Consider the following 13,124-nt stretch of genomic DNA (forward strand, 5'->3'; position numbering starts at 1 on the left):
GTCATACTTCAAGTTGCATGTGCGTCGGCTGCATGCGTTCACCCCAGTCACTTACTCATGTAAGCTCCCGGGGATTCACGCCCTTGCCTCCTTCCTGCAACTCGAATTATTTAGGGCAAACATCATTAACACATTGCGTGCTGGACACGCCAACATCTCTTTATTGGGTACATCAGTCCGTGATAAGAAGTGCATCATAAATGAACACCCCGTACTGCGCAATTTTTATACAGCGCTCAGGACTGATTAAATTTAAACAACGGTAACAGGTAGCGTTGCGCCTCTTCCGTGATTGCTTCGAAGTATTCTGGCTCAAGCGCTCGCCATAAGCGTTGATACCAGACATCCTCACCTTCACCACGCACCATCATATTTCCTTCGTAGGCCTGCATGAATTTACTGCGCGCTTTCTGCAGCGATGCCTCATCCGTTAACATCGCATCATTTTGCGCGTCATAACAGGCTTTTATCCACGCACCGCCGCTTTCAGGCAGTAGCAAAAGGGGTTTATTCATTCCCTGAAGATAGCCCTCAATGTACAAGGACAGATAGCGTAACGCCTGTTCTGCCTCCATTGGCGGGAAGCGCCACTCCCCCTCTTTGCGCACGAATATCCGGCTTTCGCCCTGATGGCCACTCGCACTGTAGACAAGATGTTCCAGCCAGAGTTGCAATCCCTGTGAAACGCTGAGCATGGAGGGCCGCCAGCGCAGCAATCCATCCGGCTGAACCTGGGTTAGCCAACCCGTAAGTTGGATGCCGTTGCAGCTGAGATCGATTTCGATGCTTTGGCCAGGCTGACGGTGCTCCCTTACACGCTCCGCCAGAGCGGTCATCTCCTGGCATTGCGCCTCCCAGACAATTTCCCCAAATGCGCCGTAAGGCAGTTGGCCTGCGGCACGGTAGCGGCGGTAAAGTTTGTCAGCATCTTCCTCCTCAACCAGCGCATTCAGCAGCTGGAGGTTTAGCTGATAGCGCTCCAGCCCTTCCAGGGTAAAGGGCTCTGCATCCGGAATTTCGCTCTCTTCAGAACGGAAGTTGACCTGCAATCGTTGCTGGAAGAAGGCCCGCACCGGATGGGCCCAAAACCGCTGAAGCTGTTCGAAAGTGAGGGTGTTAATGGGCAACGGGTCAAGCGCCTGAATGAAATCCGTATGCGCTCTCCCCTCTTTTTTCGCTGCTGGCAGCCATTCGCGGGCATAGCTCTGCTGTTCGCTGACAACGTAGTTCATCGGGTCAAACGGCATGCGGCTGTGGATACAGGTAATGTGCGCCTTCACCCGTTGTTCGCTTTCATCACAGTTCAGCCCTTCATCGCCAGCCAGATAGTGGCTCTGGCCGATATAGTCCACCAACTCCTGCACCAGAACGGAGGGGAAACGCTCGCTGTTGTCCTGAATGGAACGGCCGATATAGCTGATATAGAGCTTGCTCTGGGCGGATATGAGCGCTTCAAGGAAGAGATAGCGGTCATCATCGCGACGGCTACGATCGCCCCGCTTTGGATCTGCGCTCATCAAATCAAACCCCAGCGGCGCCAGGGCGCGCGGATAAACACCATCGTTCATACCGAGCAGGCAGACCACCTTGAAGGGAATTGAACGCATTGGCATCAGGGTACAGATATTGATGGGGCCAGCCAGGAAACGCTGGCTGATTCGCTCCTGGTCAAGGCGCTGCGTCAGCTCATCCCGCAACAGTGACAAAGGGATCGCTTCGAGATAATGGGAATTCACGCCCTCGTCGACGATAGCCTGCCACTGCGTTTCAATAAGCGCCATCGCCGCTTCTGTGTCGTTGTCTGGCAGGAAGAAATCATTGAGTAACGCCCTGCAAACCGGGAGCCACTCTTCAAGCGGGCGCGGCTGCATTAGCTCATGCCGCCAGCGGTTAAGCTGCATCAGCAGAGAAGCTAAATGCCCTACCAGTTCAGCAATTAACCCGCTGGACTCATCGTAAGGCAGTACCTCGTTCCACTCACCCTGGCTGCTCTCCATGGCGTAGCCCAGCAGCATACGCGTCAGGCCAAACCGCCAGGTGTGTTGCCCTGTTGGCGGGAGTTCGAACTCCTGGACATTGTCGTCATCAATGCCCCAGCGAACGCCGGACTCATTGACCCACTGGCGAAGGTAGCGCAGCCCTTCTTCATTGATGTTGAAGCGGGCGGCCAGCACGGGAACATCCAGCAACGCCAGGACATCCTCGGAGATAAAGCGGCTATCTGGCAGTGAAAGCAGGGTGATAAATGCCTGCAATGCCGGATGCGACTGACGGGCACGACGGTCAGAGATGGCGTAAGGCAGGTATCGCTCACCCGTCGCACTGCCGAAGACAGCCTGTATAAAGGGACTGTAGCTGTCGATATCCGCCACCATCACCACGATATCGCGCGGCGTCAGTTCGGGATCGTCCTGAAGCATCGCCAGCAGCCGATCGTGAAGCACTTCAACCTCACGCTGCGGGCTATGGCAGACATGAATTGTGATGCTGCGATCGTCTGCGTCCAGCTTTCGCTTGCTGTCGCTGCGTTCAAACTCTTTCGCCGTCACGCCCATGACGGCGCGGTTTTCCAGATCCAGGATATCTAACTGGATATTATGCAGCAGGCAATCCGGGGCGATCTCAACAAAGGCATCCACGTCGCCCTCGCCTGATGACGTAATATCGGAAAGCATATGAATGTAGTCACGCCCCAGCTTCCCCCATGAGGCAAGCAGTGGATTGGGCAGGTTCTGGATGCCGTCTTCATCAAAAAGCAGCCCGGCAGTCGAGCCGTCTTTAAACAGCGGGACGGATCGTTCTTCAAAAAGGCGCTTTCGTTGGCGAGTGACCAGCCGCGCAAGCCAACGTTCGTCGAGGATATCCCCCCAATACTGTCGGCAAGGGTTGGTGAACAAAATATGGATATCAATATGTTTACCCAGCGCATTCAATGCCTTCAGATAAACAGGCGGTAGTGCGGATATCCCACAGATAAAAACGCGTGACGGCAGTCGGGTTGGACGCTCCGACGCATTCTCTAGTATTGAGATAAACCGATCGTACAGGTTGGCACGGTGCCACTTAGGCTGCCCAAGTTTCTCCGTATGCTCTACCAGCGCTTTCCAGAGCGGTGCCTGCCAGATTTGCGCCTCCGGTAGCCCTTCAACCAGTTCGCCCGCTTCCCAGCGAATTAACCAGTCAGAACGGTAAACAAGGTATTGGTCGTAGAGATCGGCGGTGCGCGACGCCAGCTGAAATAGCTTGCGCTTATCGGTATCGTCATTGAGGTAGTGGCGCAGCATGGCGAATTCATCGTGCTGCAGCATTTCCGGCAGAAGCGCCATCAGCTTCCAGCTCATGCTCTGCTTGTTAAAGGCGCTCTGCTCGGGGATGTCTGGTAACACACGAACAAACATCTCCCAGATAAAGCTCGCGGGCAGGGGGAAATCAATATTCGCGGCAATGCCAAATTTACGGGAAAGCGACATTTGCAGCCACTGTGCCATGCCGGTGCTCTGCACCAGCACCATTTCAGGCTCAAAAGGATCGTCAAGCCGCTCGCGCTCAACGATAAATTCCATCAGTGCTTCCAGCACATCCAGACGATTTGAGTGGTAGACCCTTAACATAGACGCTCCCGACTACTGGCTAACCGGGCAATGCAGACGCGTTAACTCACCGCGCCGCCCCAGAGGAGAAATAAGTGTAGCCGTGATGCTGACACATCCTGCGTGCGTTGTCTGCCCCCGACTGGCCTGCCACCCTGCGGGGAGAACATTTGTTGAGAGCTGAGACTGATTCCAGGCATGGTGCCAGAGCTGGCGATACTGGTTAAACACGCTAAACCGCGCCGCCAGCGCCCGGTGATAACCCGACAGAGCCGTCACGACGATCACCAGCAGCATCATCGCCAGAAGCACCTCTACCATGCTAAATCCTTTTTCTCTGTTTACGGCAGTTGGCATAGCGAACGCTCCTTTAACGGGCAAAAATCACTCCAGCCGTGAGGGGAAAAGCGAATTTTCCCGTCGACAATTTCTCCTGCACGCCAGAGCAGCAGGTCGCTGTCTCCGGCAATCAGTAAAACAGTCGTCTCACCCAGCGGGCGCAGACACACTCGCCACGACGATGCCTGTTTGCACTGGACTTCAGGATTGGGTGACCAGCTCTGAACACGTCCCCACTCAAGCACTGACTGGACAGCGGCCTGCTGCTGCAGCGAACGGCTCTCACGGCCAACAAGCGTACTGAACGTTGTCAATTGCTGGTTAAGGCCGGTGAGGATCAGCGTACCAAGCACCAGTAAAAGCAGAACCAGCGCCAACGAAGACATACCGCGTTGACGGTTCACAGGTTATACCCCGTGACCACGTACAAAGCCTGATAAGGCGTCCCCTGCTCGCCTTTGTGAATGGCGGACAGTTCGATATTCAACTCAGGCGCAAACCCGGCGTGTTCAACCTTACTCACCACAAAATGCGTGATAACAAGCCTGTCCGGGTCTGTAAGCTTTTCCCATCCCTTACCGTCACATGAGATTGCGCCACGCAAGGTTTCCAGCGCGCCCGACTCCAGACGAAAGCCGGTGCTGTCATTTTCTGATGCACTACGATCCCAGCGGCCGTTACTGTTGGCATCCCACCGTGCAATGATACAACTACCCTGCCTTGCAATCGCCAGACCTTGCTCCTGGCAGTTTCCCGCGCAGTAACCCGCACGCTGAAGCTGTTTGCCAAGGGCAAACAGGCGCTGCCAGACCTCCTCTTCCAGTTCTCTCTGGCCGGATTGCAGTAATACCGCTCGCTGCAATCCGGGTAAAAAGCGCGATGCGCCAATCAACAACAGGCTACTGATTGCCGTAGCAATCAGAACTTCAGTCAGTGAGAAACCGCGCTGTCTCATCGACATGAACCTCCTTCTGAGATCTTGCACATCCTGATGCGCCCTACATCAGAAACAATAATCAACCATTCTCCTGCGCGGCTATGCACGCGGATCCGCCCTGCCCATGCCGTATCCCTTAACCCATAGAACCCTAATGACGGCGTTACTTCGCTCACCGCGACCTCTGACCAAAGTAGAATCAGTACAAAAGGGCTCTCCTTCTCACAGCCTTGCACGGCAGAGCTCACGAGGCACTCCTTTTCGCCCACCCGCTGAAGGCGAATTTGATGGTCGCGGTTGTGCCGGTTGGCGTCGTTGCGCAGAAACACCAGGTAGTCGCGCACCTGACTGGCGGTTTGCCACAGCCGTTGCTGCCGTTGCCAGCTGTCCCAGCCGTACAGGCCTGAGGCACTGAGGATAACGACAAGCGAAATGGCAACCAGCGTTTCGATAAGCGTAAAGCCGTTCTCTTTTTTCATGCCGGGAGTGTGGCGAAGCGCCGTGGACGTGGCGAGCAAGGGATTTTCGTTTTACGAGGCGTTATCCGGAGAATTTAGCGTGTTGCAGCGCGTTGCATGCTTTCTGGATAACACCCCGGAAAACGGAATAAAGGCGAAAAAAAACCGGCGCTAATTAGCACCGGTTATGTCACGCTTTACCACATCAGATAGCGACGGGCGCTTTGATGCCAGGGTGCGGGTCGTAGCCCTCAATCTCAAAATCATCAAAGCGGTAATCGAAGATTGACGCCGGTTTACGTTTGATAATCAGCTTCGGCAGCGCACGCGGTTCGCGCGTCAGCTGAAGATGCGTCTGCTCCATGTGGTTGCTGTACAAATGAGTGTCCCCACCTGTCCAGACGAAATCACCCACTTCGAGGTCGCACTGCTGCGCCATCATGTGAACTAACAGCGCATAGCTGGCAATGTTGAACGGCAGGCCAAGGAACACGTCACAGGAGCGCTGGTAGAGCTGGCAGGAGAGCTTGCCGTCAGCAACATAGAACTGGAAGAACGCGTGGCATGGTGCCAGCGCCATTTTATCCAGCTCGCCCACGTTCCAGGCGGAAACGATAATCCGACGCGAGTCCGGATCGTTTTTCAGCTGATTCATGACGGTGGTGATCTGGTCAATATGGCGGCCATCAGGCGTTGGCCATGCGCGCCACTGCTTGCCGTAAACCGGGCCCAGGTTGCCGTTTTCATCTGCCCATTCGTCCCAGATTGAGACGTTGTTTTCGTGCAGATACGCAACGTTGGTATCGCCTTGCAGGAACCAGAGCAGTTCATGAATGATCGAGCGCAAGTGGCAGCGCTTTGTCGTCACCAGTGGGAAGCCTTCTTGCAGATTGAAGCGCATCTGGTGGCCAAAAATGGAGAGCGTACCGGTGCCGGTGCGGTCGTTTTTCGGCGTGCCCTCGTCGAGCACTTTTTTCATCAATTCAAGATACTGTTTCATGGTTCCTCAGGAAAGTTGTTGCTGTGGACGACGACGATACGCCCAAATCATCATAATGGCACCCGCTACGATCATCGGAATGGAGAGGATCTGCCCCATGCTGATGTACTGTACCCACTCGCCGGTAAACTGTGCGTCTGGCTGACGGAAGAACTCGACGATAATACGGAATGCGCCGTAGCCGATCAGGAACAGGCCGGAGACAGCGCCCATCGGACGCGGTTTGCGGATAAACAGGTTGAGGATGATAAACAGCACCACGCCTTCCAGCGCCAGCTCGTACAGCTGAGACATATGGCGCGGCAGCACGCCGTAGGTATCGAAAATGGACTGCCACTCCGGGTGCGACGGCAGCAGCGCGATATCTTCTGCGCGTGAGCCCGGGAAGAGCATCGTATACGGCACGCTCGGGTCGACGCGGCCCCACAGCTCACCGTTGATAAAGTTGCCCAGACGGCCAGCGCCGAGACCAAACGGGATCAGCGGTGCGATAAAGTCTGAAACCTGGAAGAAGTTGCGTTTGGTGCGTTTGGCAAAAATCACCATCACCAGGATCACCCCAATCAGGCCGCCGTGGAAGGACATGCCGCCGTCCCAGACGCGGAACAGATAGAGAGGATCATTCAGGAATACCGGGAAGTTATAGAACAGCACATACCCAATACGGCCACCGAGGAACACGCCGAGGAAGCCCGCGTACAGCAGGTTTTCAACTTCGTTTTTAGTCCAGCCGCTGCCCGGACGGCTGGCGCGACGGCCAGCGAGCCACATGGCAAAAATGAAGCCCACCAGGTACATCAAACCGTACCAGTGAAGCGAGACAGGTCCTACTGAGAAAATGACCGGATCAAACTCCGGAAAATGCAGATAACCACTGTTCATCTGTCACCACAAGATGTTGTTATTCCGCTGAAAGTGGACAGCGGTAGAAATGCGATTCTGCCTTAAGCAGAGGCTCCAAAGTTGCGAATCATAGCATAAGGCGGGCGCGGAGGATGCGCCAGAGATGTAAAAGATGTGTATAGGGTTTTGTGCGCGCTGGCGCCCTCTCCACAGGGAGAGGGCGTAAGACGATTAGCGACCGCCGCGGATCAGGCCGCCCATGCCGCGTCGCTCCATAAACGCCGCGACCTGGTGACGAACCTCTGCCGCCAGCTGCGCGTCAAGGCTGCGTTCAGCCAGCTCGCGGGCATCATTGATGTCGATATGCCGCAACAGATACTTCACGCGCGCCACCGCGCGACCGTTCATCGACAGATGGCGGTATCCCAGACCAATCAGGATCGCAACGCACATCGAGTCTCCGGCCATTTCACCGCACAGGCGTAGATCAATGCCGAACTGTTCAGCCTCGCGGGCGATCATCGCTAACGCACGAATGATCGCCGGGTGCAGGCTATCGTAGATACTGGCCACGCGGGTGTTGTTCCGGTCGACGGCCAGAATATATTGCGTCAGGTCGTTCGTGCCGACAGAGATAAAATCGACGCGGGTTGCCAACTGAGGCAGCATAAAGACCATAGACGGCACTTCGAGCATGACACCGATCCGCGGTTTCGGGATCGCATAGCCAATCATCTCTTCCACTTCACGGCCAGCACGTTCGATCAGTCGCCGGGACTCGTCGATCTCATCAATGCTGGTGACCATCGGCAGCAGGATGCTGAGATTGCCCGTCGCCGCGTTGGCGCGCAGCATAGCGCGCACCTGGATCAGGAAGATCTCCGGCTGATCGAGCGTAATGCGGATCCCACGCCAGCCCAGACACGGGTTTTCTTCGCTGATCGGCATATAGGGCAGCTGTTTATCCGCCCCGACGTCCAGGGTTCGCAGAGTGACAGGTTTGTCGTTAAACATCTGCAGCATCCCCTGATACTGCGCCACCTGTTCCTCTTCGGAGGGGAAACCGCTCTGCAGCATGAAGGGGATTTCAGTACGATACAGGCCAATACCGTCGATGCGGCTGCCAAGCTTTTCTTCATGCTCAGGGCTTAAACCGGCGTTGAGCATGACTTTGATCCGCTCACCACTCTTAAGCTGTGCGGGCAGGTTAACGTCATCTTCCGCCAGCTTGCTTAATTCATTCTCTTCGCTGATAAGGCGCTGGTATTCCTGGAGCAGAACGGGCTCAGGATCCACCAGCAGTTCACCACGGTAACCATCAACCACCAGCGTGCGGCGGTGCAGCACAGAGGGCTGAATATCCGCCCCCATAACGGTAGGGATACCGAGCGCGCGCACCATAATGGCGGCATGGGAGTTCGCTGCACCATCGCGTACGACAACCCCGGCGAGTCTGTCCTGCGGCAGCTCGGCCAGCGTTGTTGCCGAAAGTTCATCGGCCACCAGCACAAACCGTTTTGGCCAGGCATTCGGCCCCTGAATGGTGTCATCGAGGTGGAACAGCAGGCGTTGTCCCAGCGCGCGGAGATCCCCCGCCCGCTCTTTCAGGTAACCGTCGGTCAGCGCCGCGAATTGCTCGGCAAATTTTTCGATGACCTTTTTAACGGCCCACTCCGCGACTGCGCCTTTATCAACCTCGGCAAACAGCTCACGGCGCAGACGCGCGTCGGAAAGCAGGTGCGAGTAGAGGTCGAAAATGGCAGCCGTCTCTTTTTGCGCACCAGCGGCAAAGCGCTTGCTGTAGCGACGGAACTCATTGGCCGCCTCTTCCAGCGCGGCAGTAAGACGCTCGCGCTCCAGCGCTTCATCAAGCGTAGAGGCTTCGTAGACCTGCTCCATCAACGGCAGCGTGGCGTCCATCCAGCCTTCCGCTATCGCCACGCCTGGCGATGCCGGAAGGGCGCGAATGCGCGTATGGCGATACTGACCAAAGAGCGCAGCAAGCTGAGACTGAGAGAGGATCGCGGCCATCTGCGTAGCCAGCGTGACCAGGAAGGACTCTTCGCTTTCATCATACTGACGCAGCTCGCGCTGCTGGACGACCAGCACGCCGAGCAGCTGACGACGCTGAATAATCGGCACACCCAGAAACGCGCGGAAGCGCTCTTCTTTTACGGATGGAATGTATTTAAAGCTGGGGTGTTTTTGCGCGTCGGCAAGGTTAATGGGCTCAGCCAGTCGCCCAACCAGACCGACGATACCTTCATCAAATGCGAGCGTTACGGTGCGTCCCCGTGGCTTTTTCAAACCACGGGTCGCCATCAGGTAATAGCAACGCCGATCGTGGTCGGCCAGATACACCGAACAGACCTCGGTCTCCATCGCAAGACAGATGTCAGTGACCAGAATATTCAGCGCCTCGTTCAGACGCGGGGCGCTGGCCACTTTCTCGACTATTTCTCGCAAGCGGGTGAGCATGATTTGCGTAGCTTAACCTCTTTTACGTCGCCAGGCAGGTGCGCTCTGCGGCTTAGGCGGGATCTCCTGAAGCTGCATGACGACACTTGCGAACTCTTTCATCACCCTACGGTAAACATCGCGCTTAAATGACACGACCTGACGAACAGGATACCAATAGCTTACCCAGCGCCAGCCATCGAACTCCGGCGTACTGCTGGTTTGCATATTGATGTCTGAATCGTTGCCCACCAACTGCAGAAGAAACCACTTCTGTTTCTGGCCGATACAAACCGGCTTTGTGTCCCAACGCACCAAACGTTTCGGTAACTTGTAACGCAACCAGTTGCGGGTCGAGGCCAGGATGCGAACATCTTTTCGGCTTAAACCGACCTCTTCAAAAAGCTCCCGGTACATCGCTTGTTCTGGGGACTCTCCCGGATTGATCCCGCCTTGCGGGAACTGCCAGGAGTGCTGACCATATCGACGGGCCCACATGACCTGGCCCTGACGATTACAAATTACTATTCCTACGTTCGGGCGGTAGCCATCGTCATCAATCACCGGACTACCCCAAACTAAATCTGATATATGAATGATTGTTTCACACTCCAGTGAGGCGGTAAACCACTCTCTTACAGGCCTGCAACCTAATAACATTTGAATAACTCACAAATAAGTGCAGAGTTATAAACAGATAAGCGGTGGCGAAGCGAATTTTATTCACCTTTTCTGTGGATATAGTTGTGAAGAAGTGTCTGATTACCGATGAACAACCTCAAATGCTCTCTGAACGCCCCTTACTGCCAACAATAATAAATTATTTATTTTCATTCAGTTAACTAAGCACGCATAAGAAAAATGCGCAATAGCGTGACGATCATCACATCAGTGATCCTCGTGCTGATGAAAGATCGAACAGCGTCGGTTTTATCCACAGATTGTGCCAATAAGTTAGGCACAAATTGTCTGAAATTTGGATTTTCGTCGCACGTCAAGGCTGTAAATTGAAACAGTAGTCAGGGTTATGCCCAGTTATCCCACTTTTCTGTGGATAACATGGTGTAAGATCCTGTTTATTGTCAGTGACCAGATTTGAACAACCCATTTTGCGTCTCTGATGAAACCGTGAAGAAACCATAAAAAATCCTATAAATCATACACATGGAATATTGGCACAGAAAAAGTTAAACTCTATCCACAGGGGAGAATTTCTTCGTTTATTTTTTAATCAAAAGGTTATCGCCATGCATCCGCTTACACCCTTGCTCTCACCGCCGTCGAGCGAAAGCCAGTTACTACAGCAGGCTCAGCGCCTGGCAGGCTTCTCACTGGGCGAACTGGCGGCGCTGGCAGGGCTTCAGATCCCGAAGGATCTGAAACGAGATAAAGGGTGGATCGGCATGCTGCTGGAGCTGTGGCTGGGTGCCAGCGCTGGCAGCAAGCCAGAGCAAGACTTTGCCGCCCTTGGCGTCGAGCTAAAAACCATTCCCATCGACAGCCAGGGTAAGCCCCTGGAGACCACCTTTGTCTGCGTGGCCCCCTTAACCGGCAATACCGGGGTGACGTGGGAAACCAGCCATGTGCGTCATAAGCTGAAACGCGTGCTTTGGGTGCCGGTTGAAGGTGAAAGGCAAATTCCGCTGGCGGAACGCCGCGTAGGCGCCCCGCTGCTCTGGAGCCCGGATGAAGGGGAGGAGCATCAGCTGCGCCTGGACTGGGAAGAGCTGATGGACATGATTGTGCTCGGTCAGGTCGAACGCATCACCGCCCGACACGGAGAGGTCTTACAGCTGCGTCCAAAAGCGGCTAACAGCAAAGCGCTGACCGAGGCGATCGGCGCGCTGGGCGAGCCAATCCTGACGCTGCCGCGCGGTTTTTATCTCAAAAAGAATTTCACCGGCGCGCTGCTTGCTCGTCATTTCTTACTAAAAACATAGTTTTTTACTTATTTTGCGAGCTCACAAACATAATCGCCTGGTTTTTAAGATTTTACCGCTTCACCCTGTTGCTATAACGGGTTAATACTACACTATGATTTGATACGAGCCAGATGAGGACGATAACGATGAAAAAATGGGCGGTGTTGATTTCAGCAGTCGGGTTGGCGTTTGCCGTATCGGGCTGTAGCAGCGATTACGTCATGGCGACAAAAGATGGCAGGATGATTCTGACCGACGGCAAACCTGAAGTCGACGATGATACCGGTCTGGTCAGCTACCACGATCAGGCAGGCAATAAAATGCAGATTAATCGCGACGAAGTCTCGCAAATTATTGAGCGATAACAGTCAGAGGTCAGTAGCCTACTGGCCTTTTTGATTTTTTTCTTCCCCTTTTGCTTCCCCTCTGCCATGTTTATATTCCTTTGTCGGGAGGTTCCTGACGCGGTCTACATGTCTATTGAAGGAAGCCGGCTATGCATTATCACCGTATCCCCCACAGCGCTCTGGAGATAAGTCAACTGGGGTTGGGCACGATGACATTTGGTGAACAAAACAGCGAAGCCGATGCCCATGCACAACTCGATTATGCCGTCAGCCAGGGAATTAACCTGATTGATGTCGCAGAGATGTATCCTGTGCCTCCACGCCCTGAAACGCAAGGACTTACCGAAACCTACGTCGGTAACTGGCTGGCAAAACGCGGTAACCGTGAAAAGCTGGTTATCGCCTCGAAAGTGAGTGGCCCCGCGCGGAACAACGATGCCGGGATCCGCCCAAACCAGATCCTCGATCGCAAAAATATTCGCGCCGCGCTGGACGCCAGCCTGAAGCGCCTGCAAACCGACTATCTCGACCTGTACCAGGTCCACTGGCCTCAGCGTCCAACCAACTGTTTTGGTAAGCTTGGCTACAGCTGGAATGAGAGCGCACCCGCCGTTACGCTGCTGGAAACGCTGGAGGCGCTGACCGAATGCCAGCGCGCGGGAAAAATCCGCTACATTGGCGTGTCCAACGAAACGGCTTTTGGCGTAATGCGCTATCTGCACCTGGCGGATAAACACGATCTGCCGCGCATCGTGACTATCCAGAACCCGTACAGCCTGCTTAACCGCAGCTACGAAGTGGGGCTGGCCGAAGTGACGCAGTATGAAGAGGTGGAGCTGCTCGCCTATTCATGCCTCGGCTTTGGCACGCTGACGGGGAAATACCTGAACGGTGCGAGACCGGCCGGGGCACGTAATACCCTCTTTAGCCGCTTTACCCGCTATAGCGGCGAACAGACGCAGAAAGCCGTCGCAGCCTATGTGGACATCGCGAAGCGCCACGGTCTTGATCCTGCGCAGATGGCGCTGGCCTTCGTGCGTCGTCAGCCGTTTGTTGCCAGTACCTTGCTGGGTGCGACAACCATGGAACAGCTGAAAACTAACATTGAGAGCTTCCATCTGGAGCTGAGTGAAGAGGTGTTAGCAGAAATTGAAGCGGTGCATCAGGTATACACATACCCGGCACCGTAATAAAAGCAAAACGGCAACGCACGTTGCCGTTTTTAGGGTTT

At 54.8% G+C, this 13,124-nt stretch carries 12 protein-coding genes and 1 pseudogene; 4 read left to right on the forward strand and 9 right to left on the reverse strand.

The genetic code is table 11. The features are described from left to right. Positions 1–236: 236 nt before the first annotated feature. The 9 genes from recC to rppH all read right to left on the reverse strand — a co-directional run bounded on the left by recC (position 237) and on the right by rppH (position 10,188). On the reverse strand, positions 237–3,611 hold the full coding sequence (recC, locus tag ACWKXT_RS15550; RefSeq protein ID WP_454532804.1) for an exodeoxyribonuclease V subunit gamma: 3,375 nt from the start codon (positions 3,609–3,611) through the stop codon (positions 237–239). Between the two features lie 12 nt (positions 3,612–3,623). Next, a complete protein-coding gene (locus ACWKXT_RS15555) occupies positions 3,624–3,947 on the reverse strand; it encodes a prepilin-type N-terminal cleavage/methylation domain-containing protein (protein WP_080330104.1) in 324 nt (107 codons plus the stop codon). Next, positions 3,932–4,333 carry a DUF2509 family protein gene (locus ACWKXT_RS15560; protein WP_454527422.1) on the reverse strand — a complete coding sequence of 134 codons (402 nt, stop codon included), beginning with the start codon at positions 4,331–4,333 and terminating at the stop codon, positions 3,932–3,934. The genes ACWKXT_RS15555 and ACWKXT_RS15560 overlap by 16 nt, the downstream gene beginning before the upstream one ends. Beyond that, positions 4,330–4,890, reverse strand: coding sequence for a prepilin peptidase-dependent protein (locus tag ACWKXT_RS15565; RefSeq protein WP_454527423.1), 561 nt, complete (start codon positions 4,888–4,890; stop codon positions 4,330–4,332). The genes ACWKXT_RS15560 and ACWKXT_RS15565 overlap by 4 nt, the downstream gene beginning before the upstream one ends. Beyond that, entirely contained in the window at positions 4,881–5,345 is a 465-nt protein-coding gene (locus ACWKXT_RS15570) for a prepilin peptidase-dependent protein (protein WP_454527424.1), read from the reverse strand. The genes ACWKXT_RS15565 and ACWKXT_RS15570 overlap by 10 nt, the downstream gene beginning before the upstream one ends. Positions 5,346–5,529: 184 nt before the next feature. Next, the gene (gene thyA / locus ACWKXT_RS15575; RefSeq protein ID WP_014885081.1) at positions 5,530–6,324 is read right to left on the reverse strand and encodes a thymidylate synthase; all 795 of its coding nucleotides are present in this window, start codon (positions 6,322–6,324) and stop codon (positions 5,530–5,532) included. Positions 6,325–6,330: 6 nt separating this feature from the next. After that, positions 6,331–7,206, reverse strand: coding sequence for a prolipoprotein diacylglyceryl transferase (gene lgt, locus ACWKXT_RS15580; protein ID WP_028014284.1), 876 nt, complete (start codon positions 7,204–7,206; stop codon positions 6,331–6,333). A gap of 192 nt (positions 7,207–7,398) precedes the next feature. Next, positions 7,399–9,645, reverse strand: a complete 2,247-nt coding sequence (gene ptsP, locus ACWKXT_RS15585) for a phosphoenolpyruvate--protein phosphotransferase (protein ID WP_454532805.1) — start codon at positions 9,643–9,645, stop codon at positions 7,399–7,401. 12 nt (positions 9,646–9,657) lie between these two features. Continuing rightward, positions 9,658–10,188: an RNA pyrophosphohydrolase gene (gene rppH, locus ACWKXT_RS15590; RefSeq protein WP_013098553.1), complete on the reverse strand. Its 531-nt coding sequence runs from the start codon at positions 10,186–10,188 to the stop codon at positions 9,658–9,660. Positions 10,189–10,651: 463 nt separating this feature from the next. On the opposite strand from rppH, the pseudogene ACWKXT_RS15595 reads away from it, so the two are divergent. The 4 genes and pseudogenes from ACWKXT_RS15595 to ACWKXT_RS15610 form a co-directional block, all read left to right on the forward strand. After that, positions 10,652–10,717 (forward strand): annotated as a pseudogene (locus ACWKXT_RS15595) (hypothetical protein); the annotation flags it as partial. Between the two features lie 154 nt (positions 10,718–10,871). After that, positions 10,872–11,564 (forward strand): DNA mismatch repair endonuclease MutH, encoded by a 693-nt coding sequence (gene mutH / locus ACWKXT_RS15600; protein WP_454532806.1) that lies wholly within the window; start codon positions 10,872–10,874, stop codon positions 11,562–11,564. Between the two features lie 128 nt (positions 11,565–11,692). Then, positions 11,693–11,911 (forward strand): YgdI/YgdR family lipoprotein, encoded by a 219-nt coding sequence (locus tag ACWKXT_RS15605; RefSeq protein ID WP_014885085.1) that lies wholly within the window; start codon positions 11,693–11,695, stop codon positions 11,909–11,911. 131 nt (positions 11,912–12,042) lie between these two features. Beyond that, entirely contained in the window at positions 12,043–13,083 is a 1,041-nt protein-coding gene (locus tag ACWKXT_RS15610) for an NADP(H)-dependent aldo-keto reductase (protein WP_454532807.1), read from the forward strand. Positions 13,084–13,124 lie beyond the last annotated feature (41 nt).

It is taken from the genome of Enterobacter sp. UPMP701 (assembly GCF_053709515.1).

What these genes read in the sequence shown, in the direction of transcription:
- recC (WP_454532804.1), bottom strand. Translation starts at nt 3,611, where the DNA reads ATGTTAAGGGTCTACCACTCAAATCGTCTGGATGTGCTGGAAGCACTG.
- ACWKXT_RS15555 (WP_080330104.1), bottom strand. Translation starts at nt 3,947, where the DNA reads ATGCCAACTGCCGTAAACAGAGAAAAAGGATTTAGCATGGTAGAGGTG.
- ACWKXT_RS15565 (WP_454527423.1), bottom strand. Translation starts at nt 4,890, where the DNA reads ATGTCGATGAGACAGCGCGGTTTCTCACTGACTGAAGTTCTGATTGCT.
- ACWKXT_RS15570 (WP_454527424.1), bottom strand. Translation starts at nt 5,345, where the DNA reads ATGAAAAAAGAGAACGGCTTTACGCTTATCGAAACGCTGGTTGCCATT.
- thyA (WP_014885081.1), bottom strand. Translation starts at nt 6,324, where the DNA reads ATGAAACAGTATCTTGAATTGATGAAAAAAGTGCTCGACGAGGGCACG.
- lgt (WP_028014284.1), bottom strand. Translation starts at nt 7,206, where the DNA reads ATGAACAGTGGTTATCTGCATTTTCCGGAGTTTGATCCGGTCATTTTC.
- ptsP (WP_454532805.1), bottom strand. Translation starts at nt 9,645, where the DNA reads ATGCTCACCCGCTTGCGAGAAATAGTCGAGAAAGTGGCCAGCGCCCCG.
- mutH (WP_454532806.1), top strand. Translation starts at nt 10,872, where the DNA reads ATGCATCCGCTTACACCCTTGCTCTCACCGCCGTCGAGCGAAAGCCAG.
- ACWKXT_RS15605 (WP_014885085.1), top strand. Translation starts at nt 11,693, where the DNA reads ATGAAAAAATGGGCGGTGTTGATTTCAGCAGTCGGGTTGGCGTTTGCC.
- ACWKXT_RS15610 (WP_454532807.1), top strand. Translation starts at nt 12,043, where the DNA reads ATGCATTATCACCGTATCCCCCACAGCGCTCTGGAGATAAGTCAACTG.